General features: G+C 73.1%; 17 protein-coding genes. 7 read left to right on the top strand and 10 right to left on the bottom strand.

Annotated features, from left to right (window positions below; all coding sequences use genetic code 11):
• Positions 1-8: 8 nt before the first annotated feature.
• From FL583_RS26410 to FL583_RS26400, 3 genes are read right to left on the bottom strand one after another with little or no spacing between them, the layout of a single operon-like run.
• Positions 9-923, bottom strand: a complete 915-nt coding sequence (locus tag FL583_RS26410) for a PDR/VanB family oxidoreductase (protein ID WP_142707524.1) — start codon at positions 921-923, stop codon at positions 9-11.
• The gene (locus tag FL583_RS26405) at positions 920-1,369 is read right to left on the bottom strand and encodes a dimethylamine monooxygenase subunit DmmA family protein (RefSeq protein WP_142707523.1); all 450 of its coding nucleotides are present in this window, start codon (positions 1,367-1,369) and stop codon (positions 920-922) included. Before FL583_RS26405 ends, FL583_RS26410 begins: the two co-directional genes overlap by 4 nt.
• Before the next feature lie 16 nt (positions 1,370-1,385).
• Positions 1,386-1,919 carry a response regulator transcription factor gene (locus tag FL583_RS26400; protein WP_170323874.1) on the bottom strand — a complete coding sequence of 178 codons (534 nt, stop codon included), beginning with the start codon at positions 1,917-1,919 and terminating at the stop codon, positions 1,386-1,388.
• 155 nt (positions 1,920-2,074) lie between these two features.
• On the opposite strand from FL583_RS26400, the gene FL583_RS26395 reads away from it, so the two are divergent.
• The 4 genes from FL583_RS26395 (at position 2,075) to FL583_RS26380 (ending at position 8,088) form a co-directional block, all read left to right on the top strand.
• Positions 2,075-4,876: a CHASE3 domain-containing protein gene (locus FL583_RS26395; protein ID WP_142707521.1), complete on the top strand. Its 2,802-nt coding sequence runs from the start codon at positions 2,075-2,077 to the stop codon at positions 4,874-4,876.
• A gap of 38 nt (positions 4,877-4,914) precedes the next feature.
• Entirely contained in the window at positions 4,915-6,372 is a 1,458-nt protein-coding gene (locus tag FL583_RS26390) for a GGDEF domain-containing protein (protein ID WP_142707520.1), read from the top strand.
• 70 nt (positions 6,373-6,442) lie between these two features.
• Positions 6,443-6,922 carry a hypothetical protein gene (locus tag FL583_RS26385; RefSeq protein WP_142707519.1) on the top strand — a complete coding sequence of 160 codons (480 nt, stop codon included), beginning with the start codon at positions 6,443-6,445 and terminating at the stop codon, positions 6,920-6,922.
• Entirely contained in the window at positions 6,919-8,088 is a 1,170-nt protein-coding gene (locus tag FL583_RS26380; RefSeq protein ID WP_142707518.1) for a zinc-dependent alcohol dehydrogenase, read from the top strand. The genes FL583_RS26385 and FL583_RS26380 overlap by 4 nt, the downstream gene beginning before the upstream one ends.
• Before the next feature lie 42 nt (positions 8,089-8,130).
• Here FL583_RS26380 and FL583_RS26375 read toward each other — a convergent pair whose 3' ends face one another.
• Positions 8,131-9,153 (bottom strand): cytochrome d ubiquinol oxidase subunit II, encoded by a 1,023-nt coding sequence (locus FL583_RS26375; protein WP_142707517.1) that lies wholly within the window; start codon positions 9,151-9,153, stop codon positions 8,131-8,133.
• Positions 9,150-10,517, bottom strand: a complete 1,368-nt coding sequence (locus tag FL583_RS26370) for a cytochrome ubiquinol oxidase subunit I (protein WP_142707516.1) — start codon at positions 10,515-10,517, stop codon at positions 9,150-9,152. Before FL583_RS26370 ends, FL583_RS26375 begins: the two co-directional genes overlap by 4 nt.
• A 713-nt stretch (positions 10,518-11,230) precedes the next feature.
• On the opposite strand from FL583_RS26370, the gene lhgO reads away from it, so the two are divergent.
• Positions 11,231-12,409 (top strand): L-2-hydroxyglutarate oxidase, encoded by a 1,179-nt coding sequence (gene lhgO, locus FL583_RS26365; RefSeq protein WP_205752474.1) that lies wholly within the window; start codon positions 11,231-11,233, stop codon positions 12,407-12,409.
• On the opposite strand, the gene FL583_RS26360 is transcribed toward lhgO, so the two are convergent.
• Positions 12,393-13,736 (bottom strand): cytochrome P450, encoded by a 1,344-nt coding sequence (locus FL583_RS26360; protein WP_142707514.1) that lies wholly within the window; start codon positions 13,734-13,736, stop codon positions 12,393-12,395. The two genes, lhgO and FL583_RS26360, sit on opposite strands and share 17 nt — an antisense overlap.
• An 87-nt stretch (positions 13,737-13,823) precedes the next feature.
• Between FL583_RS26360 and FL583_RS26355 the strand changes: the two genes are divergently transcribed.
• Positions 13,824-14,435, top strand: coding sequence for a TetR/AcrR family transcriptional regulator (locus tag FL583_RS26355; protein WP_142707513.1), 612 nt, complete (start codon positions 13,824-13,826; stop codon positions 14,433-14,435).
• Here FL583_RS26355 and FL583_RS26350 read toward each other — a convergent pair.
• The 4 genes from FL583_RS26350 to FL583_RS26335 are packed head-to-tail and all read right to left on the bottom strand — an operon-like array spanning position 14,426 to position 20,252.
• Positions 14,426-15,322 (bottom strand): ABC transporter permease, encoded by an 897-nt coding sequence (locus FL583_RS26350; RefSeq protein ID WP_205752473.1) that lies wholly within the window; start codon positions 15,320-15,322, stop codon positions 14,426-14,428. The two genes, FL583_RS26355 and FL583_RS26350, sit on opposite strands and share 10 nt — an antisense overlap.
• Positions 15,315-16,319 (bottom strand): quaternary amine ABC transporter ATP-binding protein, encoded by a 1,005-nt coding sequence (locus FL583_RS26345; RefSeq protein ID WP_142707511.1) that lies wholly within the window; start codon positions 16,317-16,319, stop codon positions 15,315-15,317. Before FL583_RS26345 ends, FL583_RS26350 begins: the two co-directional genes overlap by 8 nt.
• Positions 16,319-17,269: a glycine betaine ABC transporter substrate-binding protein gene (locus tag FL583_RS26340; protein WP_142707510.1), complete on the bottom strand. Its 951-nt coding sequence runs from the start codon at positions 17,267-17,269 to the stop codon at positions 16,319-16,321. The genes FL583_RS26345 and FL583_RS26340 overlap by 1 nt, the downstream gene beginning before the upstream one ends.
• Before the next feature lie 16 nt (positions 17,270-17,285).
• On the bottom strand, positions 17,286-20,252 hold the full coding sequence (locus tag FL583_RS26335; protein ID WP_142707509.1) for a DUF3604 domain-containing protein: 2,967 nt from the start codon (positions 20,250-20,252) through the stop codon (positions 17,286-17,288).
• A 110-nt stretch (positions 20,253-20,362) separates the two neighbouring features.
• Here FL583_RS26335 and FL583_RS26330 point away from each other — a divergent pair, with 110 nt between their 5' ends.
• Entirely contained in the window at positions 20,363-21,247 is an 885-nt protein-coding gene (locus FL583_RS26330) for a LysR family transcriptional regulator (protein ID WP_142707508.1), read from the top strand.
• Positions 21,248-21,263 lie beyond the last annotated feature (16 nt).

The raw sequence follows: 21,263 nt of genomic DNA, 5'->3' as shown, positions 1-21,263 counted from the left end.
CCGGAGGCTTAGAGATCCAGCTCGAGCGTGTCCGTCTCGGCCCGGGAGACGCAGCACATCACCGCGCTCCGGCGCTCGTCGTCGGCCAGGTATTCGTCGCGGTGGAGCGGCGAGCCGGCCAGCACCGGCACCCGGCACTCGCCGCAGATCCCCCGCCGGCACAGGTTCGGGACGTCGACCCCGGCACCGCGCAGGGCGTCGAGCAGGCTGGTGCCGGACGGCACGACGACGTCCCGGTCCGAGCGGGCCAGCCGGGCGACGAACTCGCGCCCCGGGTCGAGCTCGGCCGCGACGAACCGCTCGAGGTGGAGCCGGGGCGGCAGCCAGCCGGCCGCGGCCGCGTCGCGGAGGACCCGGTCGAGCAGGCCGCCCGGACCGCAGACGTAGAGGTGCGTGCCGAGCGGCTGATCGCGCAGCGCGGCCGCGAGCCCGGCGCCGAACGCGTTCCGGTCGGGAAAGCGGCGCAGCCGGGGGCCGAGCCGGGCCGCGAGCTCGTCGGCGAACGCCCCGGCGCCGGGCCGGTGGACGTAGAGCAGTTCGACGTCGCGGTGCCAGCGCTCGGCGTCGCGGACGTGGGCCAGGACCGGCGTGATGCCGATGCCCCCGGCGATCAGGAGGTGCTTGCGGGCGGTGCTCACCGGGGCGAACTCGCACCTCGGCGTGGAGGCGGCGACCCGGTCGCCGGGCCGCAGGCCGTGCAGGTACGCCGAGCCTTCTCCGCGGCGCAGGACGGCGATCGAGTACGTGTCGAACCCGGTGTTCGTGAGCGAGTAGGCGTTGCCGACCGGCCCGCAGTCCAGAACCAGGTGGCTGCCCGGTGGATGGGGCGGAAGGGGTCGTCCGTCGGGCGCGCGGAACTCGATCTCCCGGATGCCGGGGACGATCTCGGTGCTCCGCCGGACGACGAGATCCAGCCGGGTCATCCCACCGACCCGAGGTAGGCCGCCCGGCGCCGGGAGAGGTGGTCGTGGACCACCAGCGCCCGCCCGCAGCCGGAACACCGCACGGAGGGGTCGCCGGTCGGCGTCGTCGTCCCGCAGTGCGCGCACCACACCCGGCGGGTCCGGTCGTCGGTGACCACCGCGGTCACCTCGGCGTCGACCGCTCCGCCGGCCAGCGCGACCGCCCGGGCCCGCAGCACGTCGGCCTCCGGCCCGGCCACCAACAACCGCCACCCCACCCGAGCGGCGGCCACCTGCTCCCCGAGCGCCTTCAGCCCACCCTCGACGTCCGCAACACCGGCCGAACCGGGCCATTCCCACAGCGGCCGTCCGAGCGCGCGTATCCGCGCCACCCACCCGGCCCCGACCGCGGCCCCGTCGGCCCCGAACGTCACGACCGCGAACGAGGTCCCGGTCTCGTCGATCACCGCTCCACGGTAGCCGTCAGTTCGACTCCGAGGACGACGTCAGCAACCGGAAGAACCGCCTCCGCCCCACCTTCGCCTCCGCCTCCTCGGTAGCGACCAACGCCGCCGCCACCGCCTCGGCCTGCGCCGACGCCACCGGAGCGTCCACGACCGCAGGCACCTCCGCAGCAGAGGCGCCGACCGGCGCGGTGTGCATCAGGTGCTCGATCCGCGCCGCCAACTCCTTCGGCGAGAACGGCTTGGCCAGGAAGTCGTTCACCCCCGAGTTGAAGCTCTCCCCGATGTACTGCGGCTGGCTGTGCGAGGTCACCATGATCACCGGCACCTCGGCCGTGCTCCGATCGGCCCGGAGCAGCCGCACCACGTCCAGGCCCGACAGCCCGGGCATCTGCATGTCGAGCACCACGACGTCCGGCACCTTGCGCCGGACCTCGACCAGCGCGGCCGCGCCGTCCTCGGTCGCGGTGACCTGGTGGCCGGCCCGGGACAGCTTCTCGGTGATCATCGCCCGGATATCCGGGTCGTCCTCCGCGATGACGATGGCGCCCATCTGCCCCTCCGGAATCCAGCCGCCCATTACATACCGCTTCAGCAGCATATATGCCGGTAATGGCCCTGCAACTGATCCGCACCCGACCGGTAGCCGACCGGCTCCCGGCCCCGTCGATGACTAGTTCGGGGTCGAGCAATCGGGGGGACGGCTAGATGACGAACACGGACACCAGGGGCACGTCGCGCTGGACGATCGGGCGGCTGCTCGCGCTCGGCTACGTCCTGGCGATGGTGGCCGTGGCCGTGCTCGGCGGCAGCGCGTACGTCCGGATCGGGACGATGACCCGCGACCAGGCGTCCGTCGAACACACGTACCGGGTCGTCGACCAGATCTCGGCGCTGATGTCCCACCTGCAGGCCGCGGAACGCGGCCAGCGCGGCTACCTCCTCACCGGCCGCGACTCCTACCTGCAGCCGTACCGCGAGAGCCGCCGCGCGGTCGGCACGTCGATGGCCGCTCTCTCGGCTCTGACCAGCGACGACGCCGCTCAGCAGCGCGCGCTGACCGAGCTCGCGCCGGTGGTCTCGGACAAGCTCGACGAGCTCGCCGAGACCATTCGGCTGCGCTCCACCGCCGGGTTCGCCGCCGCCCAGCGGGTCGTGCTCACCGGCCGGGGCGCCGACGACATGGCCCGCATCCAGTCCCTGCTCACCGCGATGGACCGGCACGCGCGCACCCTGCTCGCCGCCAACCAGGACGCCCGGGCGGCCGGGGCGGCCGCGACCCAGCAGCTCCTGCTCTGGGGCTCGATCTTCGCCGCGCTGCTGATCGGCGCGGGCGCCTGGGGGATCACCCGCTCGGTGTCGTCCCCGGTCCGCCGGATCACGGCCGCGGCCGAGCAGCTGACCGCCGGCCAGCTCGACCAGCGCGTCGAGGCGTCGGGCCCGATCGAGCTCCGCCGGGCCGCGGCGGCGATCAACGCGTCGGTCGACGCGATCTCGGCCGCCCGCGACGAGGCGCTGGCCGCCACCGCGGCGAAGTCCGCGTTCCTGGCGACGATGAGCCACGAGATCCGGACGCCGATGAACGCCGTGATCGGCATGACCGGCCTGCTCCTGGACTCCGACCTGACCTGCCCTCAGCGCCGGCTGGCCGAGACCGTGCGCGACAGCGGCGAGTCGCTGCTCGCGATCATCAACGACATCCTCGACTTCTCGAAGATCGAGGCCGGCGAGCTCGAGCTGGAGAACACGACCTTCGACCTGCAGCACTGCCTGGACAGCGCGCTGAGCCTGGTCGCGCTGCCGGCCCAGGCCAAGGGCCTGGAGCTGATCGGGTCGATCGCCGACGACTGCCCCACCCACGTGTCCGGCGACGTCACCCGGATCCGTCAGATCCTGGTCAACCTGCTGGGCAACGCGGTGAAGTTCACCGAGCGGGGCGAGATCTCGGTGACGGTCACCGGCACCGACGGCGCGCTCGACTTCGTCGTGCGCGACACCGGCATCGGCATCCCGGCCGACCGGATGGACCGGCTGTTCCGCGAGTTCAGCCAGGTCGACGCCTCGACCACCCGCGAGTACGGCGGTACCGGCCTCGGTCTGGCGATCAGCCGCCGGCTGGCCGGCGCGATGGGCGGGGACATCCGGGTCGAGAGCACGGTCGGCGTCGGTACCGCGTTCACGTTCCGCGCGCCGCTGTCGGCCTGCGCCGACCGCCGGGCGGCCGGCCCGTCGGCCGACCTCGCCGGCCGGTCCGTGCTGATCGTCGACGACAACGCGTCCAGCCGTCGTCAGCTCGCGGCCGCGCTCAGCTCGTGGGGCCTGAGCTGGTCCGAGGCCGCTTCGGCGGACGCCGCTCTGGACGCGTTGAGCAGCGGCATCGCGTACGACCTGGCGCTCGTGGACGCCCACCTGGTGGGCCCGGACGCGAGCACGGACGGGATCGCGGCGGACGGGATCGCGCTGGCCCGGGCCATGCGTGCGCTGCCGGCCGGGCGCGAGCTGCCGCTGGTGCTGCTGGCCGGCGCCGGTGACCAGCCGGCCGCGGCCGACGCCGACCTGTTCCGGGCCGTGCTGGCCAAGCCGCTGCGGCCGTCCGCGTTGCGCTCGACGCTCGACCGGGCGCTCGCCCCGGCCGGAGCGGACGCGACGCCCGCCCGCCGGGCGTCGGACGTCGTCGCCGCGCCGGTGGCGGCTCGTCGGCTGCGCGTGCTGCTGGCCGAGGACAACCCGATCAACCAGCAGGTCGCGCAGATGATCGTCGAGAAGCTCGGGCACCGGATCGACACGGTCGGAAACGGCCAGGAGGCGGTGGAGGCGCTGGCCCGGACGTCGTACGACGCGGTGCTGATGGACGTCCAGATGCCGGTGCTCGACGGGCTCGAGGCGACCCGGCGGATCCGCGCCGAGGTGCCGGCCGAGCGGCAGCCGCACATCATCGCGATGACCGCCAGCGTGCTGGTCGAGGACCAGGCGGCCTGCCGGGCCGCCGGGATGGACAGCTACCTGCCCAAGCCGGTCCGCTCGGCCGACCTGGCCGCCGCGCTGGCCGGCGTCGCCGGGGCGGTCCAGCCGCCGGTTCCGGTGGCCGAGTCCCCCACTCCCGACGCCACCGACGCCACCGACGACGAGATCGTCGCGGCCAACGGTGCCGACATGCGCGGACGGGTGGAGGACCTGCTGGACGAGGACTCGGACGACGACGAGCGGGCGATGATCGCCCGGCTGTTCAGCTCGTTCGTCGACCGGCTCCCGGGCGCGCTCGCGCGCCTCGCGGAGGGCCTCGCGGACACTACGGCGACCGCCGCCACCGCGCACAGCCTCAAGGGCATGGCGTCCAACATCGGGGCCGCCCGGCTGGCCGGCGTCAGCAGTGCGATCGAGACGGCCGCCCGCAACGGCGCCGCACCGGACGCCGGGACGCTCGCCGTCCTGCACCGCGAGGCGGACCTGGCCGCCCGGGCCGCCACCGCCCTGAGGGCGGAGCTCGTGCCGACGCCGATGGCCGCGTGAGCACTTGGGGTCGCGGACGGCCTGCCGATGTACCGGGTATGAGGACCGTCCCACGGGCCTGGATGGCGTTCGCCGGCTTCGGCCTGGCCGCGATCCTGGTCTACCGGGCCGGCTCGCTCGCCGGGATGCCCGAGCTCGCCCAGAAGCTCGTGTACTGGACGGTCGACGTCGGCGCGGTCGTCGCGCTGCTCGTCGGCGTCCGGCTGCACAAGCCGGAGGTCAAGGCGCCGTGGCTGCTGTTCGCGGCCGGGCAGGCCTCCTCCCTGGGCGCGGACCTGACGTACTACGGCAGCGAGCTGGTCGGGGTCGAGCTCCCCTACCCGAGCCCGGCCGACGCGCTCTACCTGGCCCAGTACGTGTTCGGCGGCTTGGCCCTGCTGCTGTTCATCCGCCGCCGGACGCCCGGCTGGGACCTGCCCGCGCTCATCGACGCGACCATCGTCGCGGTGTCGGCAGCGCTGCTGGCCTGGGTGTACCTGATCAGCCCGGGGTACGGGCACCTGTCGACGCTCGGCACGGTCACCGCGGCGGCCTACCCGGTCGGCGACCTGGTGCTGCTGTCCGTGGGCGCTCGGCTGATGCTCGGCGGCGGCGCCCGGCCGGTCGCGCTGCGGTTCGTCGGCGCGTTCCTGGTGCTGGTGCTGGTACCGGACGCGCTGTACGCGTTCGACGCGCTGAACGGGGGCTACACCGAGACCGGGTGGCTGGAGTCGCTCTGGCTGACGTCCTGGGTCCTGCTCGGTACCGCCGGGCTGCACCCGTCGATGCGGGAGCTGTCCACCCGCTCGCCGGTCGCCGCCCCGGACGCGACGATCGCCCGGATGGTGATCCTGGCGGCCGCGTCGCTGCTGGCCCCGGCGACGCTGTACGTCCAGTACGTGCGCGGGGCGCCCCTGCACGTGCCGCTGGTCGCGGCGGTGTGCGCGACGCTGTTCCTGCTGGTCCTGATCCGGATGGGGATGCTCGTCGCGGCCCAGCGCCGGGTCGCGGTCACCGACGGCCTGACCGGGCTGGCCACGCGTCGGCATTTCGAACACTCGCTCGAGCAGGCCGCGCGGCGCGCCGACGGGCTCGCCGTCCTGCTGCTCGACGTCGACCTGTTCAAGGCGGTGAACGACACCTACGGTCACCACGGCGGGGACCGGGTGCTGGGCGAGATCGCGAACCGGTTGCGCGCGTCGGTCCGGCCGGGCGACCTCGTCGCCCGCTACGGCGGCGAGGAGTTCGCGCTGCTGCTGCCGCACATCACGCCGCGCGAAGCGCGGCAGGTGGCCGAGCGCGTGCACGAGGCCATCCGGCGGACGCCGATCGACGTCGGCGGGGGCGTCGAGATCACCGTGACCGCGTCGGTGGGCATCGCGACGCTGCCGGTCGACGCGCCGACCGGCGACGCCCTCGTGCGGCTGGCCGACCAGCTGCTGTACCGGGCCAAGGAGGCCGGCCGTGACCGGGTAGCGGCCGGCGCGTCGCTCTCGGCCGTCAGCAAGGCCTCGTGAGCGCACGTTCAGCCCCGGCCTCACCGGGTATGCGGCGGCGAACGCCGACGAACCGACGAGGGGACGAACCATGCGAGCAACCAAGGCCGTGACGACGGCGGTAGCCGTCGGGGTCACTGGATGGGCGGCGCGGCGGCTGTTGACCAGGAGAGCCGCGCGCAACACCCCGGCGGCCGAGTCGTCCCGGTGGCGCTTCGTCACCGTCAACGTCACCCCCGACCGGGTGCGCTCGGACGGGCAGCTGCCCGAGCCGCTGCGGGCACTGGGCCCCGGCGCGACCGTGGTCGTCCGGCCGGCGCCGGCCGACAAGGGCACCGAGATCGGCGTCCGCCTGGTGGAGGGTGAGCCGACCGGGGCGAAGGCCGCGGCCGAGCGGTTCACCGGCGAAGACCCGCGCCAGGCGGTGCGCGTCGCGCTCCGCGACGCGAAGCAACTCCTCGAGACCGGCGAGATCCTCTTCCCCGACCGGCCGGGTACGACGAAGCCGACGCTGCGCGGGAAGCCGCTCGAGGCCGCGATCGCGCACGCCAAGGGAGAGGGCAAGTCATGAAAGCGCTGACCTGGCAGGGCATCAACGAGCTGAGCGTCGAGAAGGTCCCGGACCCGCAGATCCTCAACACCCGGGACATCATCGTCCGGGTCACCAAGAGCGTGACCTGCGGAAGCGACCTGCACCTGCTCGGCGGATACGTCCCGTTCATGAAGAAGGGCGACGTGCTCGGGCACGAGTTCGTCGGCGAGGTCGTCGAGACCGGCGCGAACGTGCGGAACCACCGGGCCGGCGACCGGGTCGTCGTCTCGTCGTTCATCGCCTGCGGCCAGTGCTGGTACTGCTCCCGGGAGCTGTACTCGCTCTGCGACAACGGCAACACGAACCCGGCGATCACCGAGGAGCTGTGGGGGTACGCGCCCGGCGGCTGCTTCGGCTACTCGCACGCGATGGGCGGCAACGCGGGGAGCCACGCCGAGTTCATCCGGGTCCCGTACGCCGACGTCGGCGCGTTCACCGTCCCCGACGACGTGAATGATCTGCGTGCGCTCTTCGCGTCCGATTCGGCGTCCACCGGGTGGATGGGCGCCGACCTGGGCGGCGTCGGGCCCGGGGACGTCGTCGCGGTCTGGGGCGCGGGAGCCGTCGGGCAGATGGCCGCCCGGGCCGCGATCCTGCTCGGGGCCGAGCGGGTCGTCGTCATCGACCGGTACGAGTACCGCCTCGAGCAGGTGCGACAGCACGTCGGTGCGGAGACGCTCAACTACGAGCACACCGACGTCGGGGGCGAGCTGCGCGAGCGGACCGGCGGACGCGGCCCGGACGTGTGCATCGAGGCGGTCGGAATGGAGGCCCACTCACCCGGTCCGGACTTCGCGTACGACCAGGTCAAGCAGCAGTTGCGGCTGCAGACCGACCGGCCGACCGCGGTCCGCGAGGCGATCTACCACTGCCGCAAGGGCGGTTCGGTGTTCGTGCTCGGCGTGTTCGCCGGGGTCGTCGACAAGTTCCCCCTCGGCGCGGTGATGAACAAGGGCCTGACGCTGCGCGGGGCCCAGATGCACGGCCAGCGGTACATCCCGATGCTGCTCGAGCGGATGCAGCGCGGCGAGCTGCGCACCGAGCACCTGGCCACCCACGTGCTGCCGCTCGCGGACGGGCCTCGGGGATATGCGCTGTTCAAGGACAAGAAGGACGACTGCGTCCGCGCGGTCTTCGAGCCCTGACCCGGCCGGACCGGCCGCCCGCCCTTGCGGGCGGCCTTGGGCCTAGTGCTGCAGGCGGCCGCGTTGCTGCAGCACGAACAGCAACGACAGCGAGGGGACGACGATCAGCAGCGCGATCGTGGCGATGATCGTCAGAGCCCAGAGAGTCGATGACGGGGCCGCGCCCTCGGCGATCGTCACGTGGGTGCCGAGCAGGTACGGATACTGGGCGACGCCCCAGCCGGCGACGATCGTCCCGGCCGCGGTCACCGCCAGCCCCTGCAGCACCCGGGGCGCGGCCCGGCCCAGCAGCACCAGCGCGCCGACCCCGCAGAGCCCGGAGACCACCACGAACGGGAGGCCGCGGGAGAGCAGCCCGTCGAACAGCCGGGGCGAGTCGGCGCGCAGGATCGCGATGCCGGCCAGCGCGACGACGCCGGTGGCCACCGCCGACACCTGGGCCCGGCGCCGGAACCAGGTCCCCAGGTCGGCGATCTTCCGGCGCTCCAGCTCGGCCGCGGGCACCGGACGCCTGCGCGCCTCGGCGGTCAGGAACACCGCGGCGACGAACGCGCACACGAGCACGGCCAGCACGCCGCCGAGCAGCGACGTCGGGTTGAGCCAGCTGGTGATCGCGTCCCCGTGCCCGTCGGCCGGCACCCGTCCGGACGCGACGCCCCCGGCCACCGTGCCGAGAAAGAACGGGGTGATCACCGACGACGTGGCGAACGCGGCTCCGGTGACCCGCTGCTGCTCGGTGTGCACCACGACTTTGCGGAACGCGAACCCCGAGCCGCGGACGACGATGCCGAGCGCGGCCAGCCCGAGCGGCACGTAGAGCGTCGTCGTGATGGCCGCGAACGTCGCCGGGAAACCCGTCCAGAGCATGACCAGACAGAAGATCAGCCAGACGTGGTTGGCCTCCCACACGGGGGCCAGGGTCGTGTCGACGAGGTGCCGCGGCTCGCGGCCGCGGACGGCACCGCCGGCCGTGAGGTCCCAGAACCCGGCGCCGTAGTCGGCGCCGCCGAACACCGCGTAGGCGACGACGCCGACGAACAGCACGACGGCGGCGAACGTGCTCATGCCGACGCCTCGGGTCCGTAGGGCACGTCGGTCTCCGCGTCCGACTCCCGCCACCGTCTCCGCAGGAGACGCAGGACGTAGAACGTGGCCGCGCCGACCACCGCGTACAGCACCAGCGTGGCCACGTAGAGCAGCCAGATGTTGCCCTCGGTAGTCACCGCGTCCCGGGTGAGCAGCTCTCCCACGACGGTCCAGGGTTGGCGCCCCACCTCGGTGGTCACCCAGCCGGCCTCCAGCGCGACCACCGCGGCCACCCCGCTGACCGCGACCGCCCGGTAGAACCAGTTCGACCCGGGGAGCGCGCGTTTCCGCCAGTACACCCAGCCGAACCAGGCCGACAGCGCCAGCAGCGCGAACCCGATCCCGACCATCACGTCGAAGCTCAGGTGGACGATCGTCACCGCCCGGTCGGTCGGCCGGACGTCGGCCGGGACCTCCTCCAGGCCCTTGATCTCGGTCGACGGCTTGTAGCCGGACAGGATCGACGCGCCGGACGGGATGCTGATGCCGTAGTGCAGCGCGTTGCCGTCGTAGTAGCCGCCGAGCTCCTCGGGGACGTGCGTGCCGGTCTCGTACAGCGCTTCGATCGCGGCGAACTTGGCCGGTTCGTTGTGGAACACCTCGCGGGCGGCGACGTCGCCGACGAAGATCTGTACGGGCGTGACGAGCGCGGCCACGGTGAGCGGGATCAGCAGGCCGAGCCGGTGGTAGCGGTCGCGGCGGCCGCGCAGCATCCCGACCGCGTAGACGCCGGCCACCGTGAACCCGGCGACCATGTACGCGGCCAGCAGCATGTGCAGCGCCTCGTACCAGAACGCGTCGTTGAAGATCACCTGCAGCGGCTGGACGTCGACGATCTTCCCGTCGCGCAGCGTGAAGCCGCCGGGCTGGTTCATCCAGGCGTTCGCGGCCACCACCGACGACGTCCCGCCGACGCCGGACAGGACGACGGGGACGCCGGACCAGAAGTGCGGCCAGGGCTTCATGCGGTCCCAGCCGTAGATGTAGATCGCGACGAAGATGGCCTCGAGGAAGAAGAAGAGGCCCTCGATCGCGAACGGGATCCCGAACGCGGCTCCGTACTTGCCCATCAGGCCGGGCCAGAGCAGGCCGAGTTCGAAGCTCAGGACGGTGCCGGAGACGGCGCCGACCGCGAACAGGACCGCGGCGACCTGGGACCAGCGGCGGGCGAGCAGGAGCGCGGTTTCGTCGCCGTGGCGGAGGGCCCGGTAGTTCGCGATGAGCATGAGGAACGTGAACGCGACTCCGAACGGGACCAGGATGATGTGGAATCCCAGCGTGAACGCCATCTGCTCCCGGGCGGGGAGCAGTTGCTCAGGGTCGGCTGCGAGCAGTTCGACCATCGTGTTCCCTTCGGACAGGCACGCCGGCGTGGCCAACTTACCGGCCGCCTACCCGGGAACCTGTGCCGTACACGCGCCGGGCCGGAGGGGCGGCGCCCCGACGACGGGACGGGCCTCGACGGCCGCGGGCCGCGAAGTACTCCGGCGGGGCGAGGTGATGCCTGACGACCGCCACCGACACTTCGCCGACCGAAACCTGCACCGAGCTGCGGGCCCACGCCACCCCAGATCGCACCACACCAGGGCCGCAGCGCTCCGCACGGCCGCGCCAGGCCCGTACCGCGGCGGGGGCGGTTCGGGCCTACCCAGCGGGCGGGCCGGCCCCGGCCGCGCGGTCGGGGTCGCCCGGCGCGCCGCGTGGAGCGATCGTTGGCGGAGCCCCTCGTCGCCGATCTCAATCGCTCCACCCCGCCGAAGAACGGGTCGCGGGCCGTTCGTCGTGAGCGCCCGGCATCATGGAGAGGTGCTGAGGTACGGCGGGAGGGCCCGCGCTGAGAGGGTTCGGTTCGCGCACGAGGCGCGGGCCCGGAACTCGCGCGTGGTCGGTTCGGACGGCCGCCGGCCACGGCCGGCATACGGGCGGCGCCCGTGACCGGCACCAGGCCAGCCGTCATGACCCGCGTGCGGACGGCGCGCGTCTCGAGGCGGGGCGAAACCATCCGGTCGGACGGGCCGCTACCCGTCATCGAGGCGCTCGGCAGCGGGTGGCGCGCGTGACCCGGGTCGGGGTCGTCGGCGCCGGGATCGTCGGGCTGGCCATCGCCCGCCAACTCGCCCAGCAAGGCGCCGACGTCATCGTCTTCGAAAAAGAGAACAACGCCGCCCAGCACCAGACCGGCCACAACTCCGGCGTCGTGCACTCCGGCATCTACTACCCACCCGGCTCCCTCAAGGCCACCCTCTGCCGGCGCGGGGTCGGGCTCCTCCGCGAGTTCTGCGAGACCCACGACCTGGCCTACCGCGAGATCGGCAAGGTCGTCGTCGCCCGGAACGAGGCCGAGGTCGTCCGGCTGCACGACATCGAGACGAGGGCGCACGCGAACGGCGTGCCGGACGTCCGCCGGCTCGACCCCGGAGCGCTCCGGGAGATCGAGCCCCACGTCGTCGGGGCGGCCGCGCTGCATTCGCCGACGACGGCGATCGTCGACTTCGTCGCGGTCTCCCTCGCGATGGCGTCCGACATGAGCCGCGCTGGTGGGGAGCTGCGCTTCGCGGCGCCGGTGACGCACATCGACCCGGTCGGCGACCGTCTGCGGGTGCGCGCCGGGGGCGTCGAGGTGACGCTCGACCGGCTGGTGATCTGCGCCGGCCTCCAGTCCGACGTGGTCGCCGCGCTGGCCGGCGACGAACCGGGCCCGGCGATCGTGCCGTTCCGCGGCGAGTACTTCCGCCTCAAATCCGAGAAGGCCGGCATCGTCAACGGGCTCGTCTACCCCGTGCCCGACCCGGCCTACCCGTTCCTCGGCGTCCACATCACCCCGCGGATCGACGGCTCGGTCGACGTCGGCCCGAACGCGGTGCTGGCCACGGCCCGCGAGGGCTACCGTCGCCGCGACCTGAACCCCGCCGACCTGGCCCGCACCCTCGCCTGGCCCGGCTTCCGGAAGCTGGCCGCGCAGCACTGGCGCGCCGGGGTGCACGAGCTGCGCGGCTCGCTCTCGAAGAGGGCGTTCACCGCCGCGGCGCAGGACTACGTGCCGTCGCTCCGGCCGTCCGACCTGGTCGCGGCCCCGGCCGGGGTCCGCGCCCAGGCCGTCGACGCGGACGGGTCGCTCGTCGACGACTTCCGGATCAGCACGCTCGGGCCGGTGACCGCGGTCCGCAACGCGCCGTCCCCGGCCGCCACGTCGTCCCTGGCGATCGCCGAGCACGTCGTCACCGGCCTGCGCTAGCCACCAGCGAGATCGGCAGACCGTCCTTCGGGAACGGGAGCGAGTGGTTGTCGAGCGGCGGGACGTAGGCCGGATCCACCGTCCACCGGTACCCGCGCAGCAGCCGGTGCATGATCGCCTTCACCTCGAGGCCGGCGAAGTACAGCCCGATGCACTTGTGCACCCCACCACCGAACGGCTCCCAGGCGAACCGGTGCGAGCGGTCCTCCCGGCGCTCGGGCGAGAAACGCTCCGGGTCGAACGTCTCCGGGGCGGTCCAGTACTCGTCCATCAGGTGGGTGAACTGCAGCCCGAGAGCGGCGTTGGTCCCGGCCGGGATCCGCACGCCCTGCACGACCGTCTCCTTGACCGTGTGCCGGACCAGCACCGGCACCGGCGCGCGCAGCCGCAACGCCTCCCGCATCACCAGGTCGAGGCTGGTCAGGCCCTCGAGCTCCGCGGTCGACGGCTCGGGGCCGAGCGCGAGGGCCTCCGCCCGGCAGCGCTCCTGCCACTGCGGGTACTGCCCGAGGTACTGCAGGATCGTCGACGTCGTGATCGTCGACGTGTCGTGCGCGGCCATCATCAGGAAGATCATGTGGTTGACGACGTCGTCGTCGGTGAAGCGATCGCCCTCGTCGGTCTCGATGTGGCAGAGCACCGAGAAGATGTCGTCCGAGGGCCGGGAGCGCTTGGCCGGCAGGTAGTGGCGGAGGAACGCCTCGAGCACCTTGCGGCCGCGGTAGGCCCGGCCCCAGCGGGTGAACGGCACGTCGGCCCGGACCACTCCCCCGGCGGCCTGGACGCAGGCGATGAACGCACGGTTGACCCGGTCCATCTCCTCGACGCTGGTGTCCTGGGCGCCGCCCATGAACAGGTCCGCGGCGATGTCGAGCGTCAGCTGCTTGAGGCGCCAGTACGACGGGAACGCCCCGTCGGTCGCCCAGCCGGCCATGCCCTCCTCGATCGCCGGGTGCAGGCGCCGGGTGTAGCTCTCCAGCCGGGGACGGGTGAACGCCTCCTGCATGATCCGGCGGTGGCCGTGGTGCTCGTCGAAATCGAGCAGCATCAGTCCACGGTGGAAGAACGGGCCGACCAGCTGGGACCAGGCCGGCCCGTTGGCAAACGCCTTGTCGCGGTTCTGCAGGGCCTCGCCGCAGGCGTCCGGACCGAGGAGCATCACCGAGGTCGTGCCGAGCGTGTACCAGGGGGCGACCGGGCCGTAGTGCTCCCAATGGTGGCGGAACAGCCCGACCGGGTCTCGGGCGTAGTCGAAGAGGCGCCCGACCCAGGGCAGGCCCCGGTCGTCTCTACGCAGGTCGGGAAGGGGACGCGGTACGGCCGTCATTGGCTCACCTCGCGCGGCAGGGTGCCCGTCATCCTGATTCAGGAAGGGCATCCTGTCAATGTTCGCGGCTGTGGCAGGATCGGGCGCATGGCGGTGCAGCAGGGGGTCTACCGGGGCGTCAGCGCCGCCGACCGGGTGGCCGACCGCCGGGCTCGCCTCCTGACCGCCGGCCTGTCGGTCTGGGCCGACCCGGGCACCCGCACGACGATGACCGCGGTCTGCGCCGCGGCCGGCCTCTCCGAGCGGTACTTCTACGAGAGCTTCGCCGGCCTGGACGCACTGCTCGAGGCCGTGATGGACGGGGTCGCGGCCGAGATCGAGGAGACCAGCCGGGCCGCCGCCGAGGCCGCGGGCGACGACCCGGTCGCGCGGGTCCGGGCCGGCGTGCGGGCGTTCGTCGATTTGCTGCTCGAGGATCCGCGCAAGGGGCGTGTCGCGATCGTCGAGTCGGTCGCGGTGCCGAAGCTGCGCCGGCGGCGCACCGAGCTGCTGCGCTACCTGGCCCACCAGTCGGCGGTCGAGTCCCGGGCCCTGCTCGGCGGAGCCGAGCAGACCCGGAACCACGACGAGATCGGCGGCCTGCTGTTCATCGGCGGGATGGCGGAACTGGTGACCGCCTGGCTCGACGGCGCCGTCGAGGCGACCCCCGCCGAGATCACCGACGCCGCCTCCCGAGCCCTCCTGAGCCTCTACCGCTGAGCGAGCGCCGGCACCGGCGCGGCGACCGCGTCGGGCGCCCGGCGGCGGAAGCGCAACCGCCGGAACGAGCCCGACCCGAACCCGCCCGTCACCCGGTCCAGGAAGATCGCCAGGATCACGACCGACAGCCCGCCCTCGAACCCGGCCCCGATGTCCAGCTGGGTCACCCCCCGCACCACGACCTCCCCCAACCCCCCGGCCCCGACCATGCCCGCGATCACCACCATCGACAGCGCCAGCATGATCACCTGGTTGACCCCGGCCATGATCGACGGCAACGCCAGCGGCAACTGCACCTGGCGCAGCACCTGCGCCGGACGCGACCCGAACGCCTGCGCGGCCTCGACGATCTCCGGATCCACCTGACGGATCCCCAGCTCGGTCAGCCGCACCGCGGGCGGGATCGCGAACACGGTCGTCGACACGGTGCCGGGCACGACCCCGATCCCGAAGAAGAACACCGACGGGATCAGATACACGAACACCGGCAGCGTCTGCATGAAGTCGAGGACCGGCCGGACCACACCGGACAACCGTGGGCTCCGCGCCGCCGCCACCCCGACCGGCACCCCGATCAGCACGGCCGCCCCGGCCGCCAGCACGACGACGGTCAGCGTCTGCATCGCTGCGGTCCACAGCTCCATCGAGACGATCAGCAGGAACGCCGGGACCGTGAACACGACGAGCTGCCAGCGCCGGGTCGCCACCCAGGCCAGCACCGCGAACACCGCGATCACCACCCCGTACGGGGGCGTGTGCAACACCCAGTAGACGCCGTTGATCAGCGACGTCACCAGCGAGGAGACCCCGTCGAACACCCCGCCGAGGTGATCGAGCAGAAAGGAGATCAACGAGTCGACCCACGAACCGACCGGGATCCTAGGCACGATTACCCCCCAACGCGGTCAACAGCGAGTCCGGCGGCACGACGCCCAGCAGCTCCCCGTCGGCCACGACGGCGACCGGCACCGTCGGGTGCCCGGCCAGGTGCAGGAACTCCAGCACCGGCGCCTCCGGCGGCACCGCGTGGTACTCCCCCAGGTCGTCCGGCGCCGGGCGCATCACCGCCGACGCGGTGAGCACCCGCGACCGGTCGACGTCGGCGACGAACTCCTCGACGTAGGGGTTGGCCGGGGCGGCCAGGATCTGCGGACCGGTGCCGCACTGCTGCACCCGCCCGTCGCGCAGCACCATGATCCGGCGGCCGATCCGCATCGCCTCGTTCAGGTCGTGGGTGACGAAGACGATCGTCCGCGGCCGCTCCGACTGCAGGTCGAGCAGCAGGTCCTGCATGTCCCGGCGGATCAGCGGGTCGAGCGCGCTGAACGGCTCGTCCATCAGCAGGATGTCGGCGTCGGTGGCCAGCGCCCGGGCCAGCCCGACGCGCTGCCGCTGCCCGCCCGACAGCGCGCCCGGCGACGCGTCGCCGCGGTCGCCGAGCCCGACCCGCTCCAGCGCCTCGTCGGCCCGGGCGAGCCGTTCGCGGGCCGGCTCCCCGCGGACCTCCAGCCCGTAGGCCGCGTTCTGGCGCACGGTCCGGTGCGGGAACAGCGCGAAGTGCTGGAACACCATGCTCACCCGCTGGTTGCGCAGCGTCCGCAGGTCGGGCTCGCTCATCGCGGTGACGTCGGCGCCGTCGATACGCAGCGTTCCGGCGGTCGGCTCCACCAGCCGGTTGATCATCCGCAGCAGCGTCGACTTCCCCGACCCGGACAGCCCCATCAGCACGAACAGCTCGCCCTCGTCGACGTCCAGATCGACGTGATCGGCGGCAAGCGTGCCGCCGGCCGCGGCGACCGCGGACGGGTCGGCGGCAAGCGCGGTCGCGCGCCGGTCCGGGAGACCGTAGACCTTTGTCAGGCCGGACCCCTCGATGAGCGCCATCAGCCGGTCACCGCGGCGACGCCGTCCTTGCCGTCGACGGTCTTCACGCCGGCCAGCCAGGTCTTCACCGTGTCCTGGTTGGCCGAGACCCAGGCCGACGCGATGTCCTTCGCGGACTTCTTCTCGTTGTCGTAGGCGTCGATCCACTCCGACGCGGTGGTGGCGTCCACCTGGAGCTGCGACAGGAACTTCGCCAGGTTCGGGTCGTCGTTCTTGAGGCCCTTGCGGGTGAGCACCCGGATCTGCCCGGCGCCCGGCCACACCTTCTGCGGGTCGGCCAGGAACGTGACCTTCCACTTCACGACCATCCAGTGCGGCTTCCAGGCCAGGAACACGACCGGCTGGTTCTTCGCGACCCGGCGGGTCACCTCGGCCAGCATCGCCTCGGTGCTGCTCTGCACGAGTTTCCAGTCGCCCAACCCGTAGGCGTCCTTCTTGATCGCGTCGAGGATGGCCTGGTTGCCGGGTGTGCCGGGTTCGATGCCGAGGATCTCGTGCTTGAACTCGTCACCGTGCTTATCGAGGTCGGCCAGGGAGGTGACTTTCAGGCGGGCGGCCTGGTCGCCGGGGATGCCCGGCGCGTACTCGGTGCCGGTCAGCAGCGTGCCGGTGACCTCGACCGAGCCGTTGTCGATCAGCTTCCCGTAGACCGACTCCTGCGACGGCCACCAGTTGCCCAGGTAGGCGTCGGCCTTGCCGGTGGAGAGGGCCTGCGCGCCGAGCGGCACCGCCACCTCCTGGGTCGACGGCGAGTAGCCCAGCTTCGTCAGGATGTCGCTGACGATCTGGTTCTCGACGATGAGGTCTTCCCAGGGCTGCTGGACGAGCTTGACGGCCTTGTCACCGCTCGTGTTCCCGCCGAACGCGGTCTGGTCTCCGGAGTCGCCGCAGGCGGCGAGCGCCACCGACAGCGCGAGCGCCAGGGCGCCGGCGAGGAGCTTTCGGGTCATGGGATCTCCTGTGGGGTTAGTCGGCGTCCACCCAGACGGGCGACGACCAGGCCATCTCGCCGTCGATCTGATACACCCGCACGTAGTAGTACGCGCCGGCGCCCGGGTCGTCCGTCCAGGTCAGCTGGGTGTGCGTGGTGCCGAGGGAGGTCAGCCCGCCGGTCGACGGCACGACCGCCAGGCGTCCGCCGTCGCCGCCGGGGAACTGCAGGGTGCGCACCTTCTCCAGCGTCGCGTCCGCGTCGCCCTGCGCCGTGCGCAGGTGCACGCTCGCGTCGGGCGGGCCCACCAGCGTCAGTTCGACGCCACCCCGCTGCGCGCCGTAGGGCTCCCCGAACGAGTACGTGGACGCCGACCAGCGGACCTCGTCGGCGGTGACCGCGGTGATCTCCGGTGACCAGTACGGCGTCGGGAGGATCGAGCCGCCCTCGATGCGCAGCGAGCCGGACCAGTCGGTGGGGACCGCGCTGCCGCCGAACTCGATCCGGACCGGGGTCGCGCCCGGGGTCTCGGGCTGATGGACGCGCACGGTCTCGGTGTCGCGGACGAGTTCGATCCGGGCCAGGTCGCGGAAGCCCCGCGCGGTGACCTCGATCTCGACCGGGCCGCGGTGCCGGATGTCCTGGCCCATGAACGCGCCGCCGACCCGGACGTCGAGCATCAGCCCCCGGGTGGTGGCGCCGAACGCGCGCCGGGCGTGCAGGGCCCCGAAGACGTGCTCCCGGTCGAGGCGCGGGGCGTAGACGCCGACGTAGCTGGCGCCGTTGCCGTGGTCGGAGCTGGCGATCAGGCCGAACCGCTGCCCGCGCCGCAGGCCGTCGGCGACGAACGTGCCGTGCCGGGTCGCGTCCGAGTACTGGCGGAAGACGCCGTCCTGCTCGTAGTTGCCCCGGCAGGCCTGGAACACCTCGACCAGCCGCAGGTACTCGTCGTCGGCGTAGGCCCAGTCGAACGGGATCATCGCCGAGCCGGGGTGATGCGGGATCGTCAGGGCCGGATGGTCGGGGTGGGTCCGCAGCGCGGCCCAGAGCTCGTCGGGGGTGCGCGAACCCTCGGCGAAGCTCGAGTAGATCGGGGCGCCGCGGCCGACGTCGCCGTAGATGACGTTCTGGTGCCCGGTGTTGCCGGTCCACTCGAAGCCGTAGAGCGGGACGAAGCGGCCGTCGACGCGGAAGAGGTCGGCGATCTTCTGGATCGACCACCACTGGTAGGCGCTGCTGTTCTCGGAGTGGTCGGTGACGGCCCAGAAGTCGTAGTCGCAGACGTCCCAGCCGTAGCGGTAGAAGTCCTCCAGCGACGGTTCGTCGCCCGAGGTGCAGCGGCTGACCAGCGAATGCCGGTGCAGGTCGCCCCAGTAGAGCGTGAGCTCCTCCCCGTCGACCTCGGTGACGTAGCGGTCCTCGGAGCCGAGCCAGGCTCGGGCCTCGCGCCGGGCGTTGCTCTCGACGACCGGGAGGGGCCGGGTCGCGGCGGCCGGTCCCGGCGCCGGTGGGAGCACCGCGGAGCGGATCTCGCCGACGCCGTGCATGCCGTGCCAGACGACCGAGCCGAGGTGCTCGAGCAGGACCGGGCACTCGCGGCCGCCGAAGCCCTCGGTCCAGGTCAGGCTGCGGTCGAGGCGGCCGTCGGCCTGCCAGGCGATCCGGACGCCGTCCGGCGCGGCGGCGACGGCCGGTTCCTCGAGCGTGCCGTCGCTGCCCGCGAACGTCACCGGCGCCGACCAGCCCGACTCCCCGAGCGTCTGGGCCGCGACCTCCCAGTAGTACGTCATCAGCGGCAGCCGCCGGTGCACCCGGTAGGCGACGGTGAGCCCGCCGGCCGGGTCGGCGGCCAGCCGGGGCAGCCCGCCCGGGACGACGTCGAGCCCCGGCGCCAGCACGCCCTCAGCCTCGAACAGGCCCTCGTCGGTCACCCGGACCACCCGGAGCGCGGCCGTGACGTCGGGCAGCAGCTCGGGCGGTACCGAGTCGCCGGGCGCCCGGGCCCCGACGACGGCCGGAGCCTCGTCCAGTTCGGACCGCGGCCGGAGCCGGGTGGGCCCCGACCCGCCGTGCCCGTGGACCGCGATCACGTCGAACGCGCACCAGATCGCGCCGTCGGACGTGACCGCGAGGCTCGGGTGCAGCGCGTAGTCGGTGCCCGCGGTGAGCGGCCGGATCGGGCCGTCGCCGGTGCGGACGACCACCCGGTACGACCCGTCGACGTACTCCGACCAGGCGTAGACGCTCCGGCCGTCCGGGAGCCGGGCCACCGACGGGTCCCAGGCGTTGCCGTCGGTGCCCTCGCTGACGAGTCGGGCGTCGGTCCAGCCGGTGCCGGTGCCGGTGCTTCGGCGCGACCAGACGCCGAAGCCGGTGCCGTGCGGGCCCTGCCAGACGACCTCGAGGCCGCCCGGGCCGGTGGCGACCTCCTGGTTGAAGCTCGGGTGCCCGGCGCCGCCGATCCGCTCCGGCGCCCCGCCGAGCCGGTGCGCGTAGACGTCGACCTGGCCTTTCTCGTCGGCCTGGCCGTAGAACACCCAGGGCCGGCCGTCGGCGTCGAACGCGGCCGTGGGGCGGAAGCAGTCCGCGGCCTCCGCGGTCAGCACGACGGGGGCGTCCCGGTCGAGGCGGGCGACGACCCGCTCGCCGGCGCCGTCCTCCCACTCGATCCAGGCGTGCAGGGTCCGCCCGTCCTCGGCCACCGCCACCGAGGGCCGCGCGGCCGACGCCTCCCCACCGACGGACGAGCCGGCCACCCGGCGGTGGCCGGCCAACGGCGGCGCGGCGGAGAGCGCGGACCCGGCGGCGGCGAGGTAGTCGGTGAGGCGGCCGCCGCCCTCGTCGACCCACATGTACCGGAGCGGGTCCGGGTCCAGCAGCGCGACGACCGCGGACACGTCCCGGCCCTCGTCGATCGCCGCGGCCAGACGGCGGTTGAACGCGAGCACCCGCGTGAGGTCGTCCCGCTGCCGATCGGTGTAGCTGCCAGCAGAATGGTCCAAACCGCAGCAGGAGTTCACCCCCCGAACTCTCTCGGTCCACGTCGACCGGAGCAACGCGCCCGCCGGACCCGAGCGATACCGATTTCCTACTCAGCCCATAGGATTTCTCAATGGATCGCCGCCAGCTCGAATACTTCCTCACGATCGTCGCGACCGGCAGCTTCACCAGCGCCGGACGGCGGCTCCGGGTGGCGCAGCCCTCGCTCTCGCAGGCGATCCGGGCCCTGGAACGGGATCTCGGCACCCCGCTCTTCGACCGGCTGGGCCGCGGGGTCGGCCTGACCGCGGCCGGCGAGGCCCTGGTCCGCCCGGCCAAGCAGGTGCTGCGCGACTTCGCGACCGCGCGGGCGTCGGTCGAGAGCGTGATCGGGCTGACCGGTGGCCGCCTCGACATCGTCGCGCTCACCACGCTGGCCGTCGACCCGCTGGCCGGCCTGATCGGACGGTTCCGGTCCGACCACGAGCGGGTGGACGTCCGGGTCACCGACCCGGAGCTCGACGACGCGGTGACCCGGATGGTGCTGTCCGGGGAGTGCGAGCTCGGGTTGGCCGAGTCGCCCGGCGGGGTCGACGGGCTGGACCACTTACGCCTGCCCGACCAGGAGTTCTACGCGGTGCTCCCGCCCGGCGACGGGGCCGAGCCGGGCCGTCCGATCCCGGTCGACGAGCTGGCCGGGCGGCCGCTGGTGTCCACCCCGGAGGGCACCGCGATGCGGACGCTGGTCGACCGCGAGCTGAGCCTGTGCGGCGCGCCGCCGCGGGTCGCGGTCGAGACCACGCACCGGGCCGCGATCGTGCCGCTCGTGCTGGCCGGGGCGGGCGCGACGCTGCTCCCGCTCTGCCTGGCCGAGGACGCGGCCGGCCGCGGCGCCGTCGTCGTGTCCACCACCCCGCGCCTGCGGCACGGCGCGGTCATGACCTGGCGCACCGGAGGGCTCTCGCCCGCCGCCACCGCGTTCGTCGCCCTGGCCCGCGAGTTGCCCCGGGACGTCTAAGGCGTGTTTCATGAGT

The sequence above is a fragment of the Cryptosporangium phraense genome, from assembly GCF_006912135.1.
Classification (GTDB): Bacteria; Actinomycetota; Actinomycetes; order Mycobacteriales; family Cryptosporangiaceae; genus Cryptosporangium; species Cryptosporangium phraense.
This window is presented reverse-complemented; position numbering and strand designations above follow the sequence as displayed.

Coding starts and splice junctions, on each gene's coding strand:
- FL583_RS26410 (WP_142707524.1), bottom strand. CDS start 923: ATGACCCGGCTGGATCTCGTCGTCCGGCGGAGCACCGAGATCGTCCCC.
- FL583_RS26400 (WP_170323874.1), bottom strand. CDS start 1,919: ATGGGCGCCATCGTCATCGCGGAGGACGACCCGGATATCCGGGCGATG.
- FL583_RS26395 (WP_142707521.1), top strand. CDS start 2,075: ATGACGAACACGGACACCAGGGGCACGTCGCGCTGGACGATCGGGCGG.
- FL583_RS26390 (WP_142707520.1), top strand. CDS start 4,915: ATGAGGACCGTCCCACGGGCCTGGATGGCGTTCGCCGGCTTCGGCCTG.
- FL583_RS26385 (WP_142707519.1), top strand. CDS start 6,443: ATGCGAGCAACCAAGGCCGTGACGACGGCGGTAGCCGTCGGGGTCACT.
- FL583_RS26380 (WP_142707518.1), top strand. CDS start 6,919: ATGAAAGCGCTGACCTGGCAGGGCATCAACGAGCTGAGCGTCGAGAAG.
- FL583_RS26375 (WP_142707517.1), bottom strand. CDS start 9,153: ATGAGCACGTTCGCCGCCGTCGTGCTGTTCGTCGGCGTCGTCGCCTAC.
- FL583_RS26370 (WP_142707516.1), bottom strand. CDS start 10,517: ATGGTCGAACTGCTCGCAGCCGACCCTGAGCAACTGCTCCCCGCCCGG.
- FL583_RS26360 (WP_142707514.1), bottom strand. CDS start 13,736: ATGACGGCCGTACCGCGTCCCCTTCCCGACCTGCGTAGAGACGACCGG.
- FL583_RS26355 (WP_142707513.1), top strand. CDS start 13,824: ATGGCGGTGCAGCAGGGGGTCTACCGGGGCGTCAGCGCCGCCGACCGG.
- FL583_RS26345 (WP_142707511.1), bottom strand. CDS start 16,319: ATGGCGCTCATCGAGGGGTCCGGCCTGACAAAGGTCTACGGTCTCCCG.
- FL583_RS26340 (WP_142707510.1), bottom strand. CDS start 17,269: ATGACCCGAAAGCTCCTCGCCGGCGCCCTGGCGCTCGCGCTGTCGGTG.
- FL583_RS26330 (WP_142707508.1), top strand. CDS start 20,363: ATGGATCGCCGCCAGCTCGAATACTTCCTCACGATCGTCGCGACCGGC.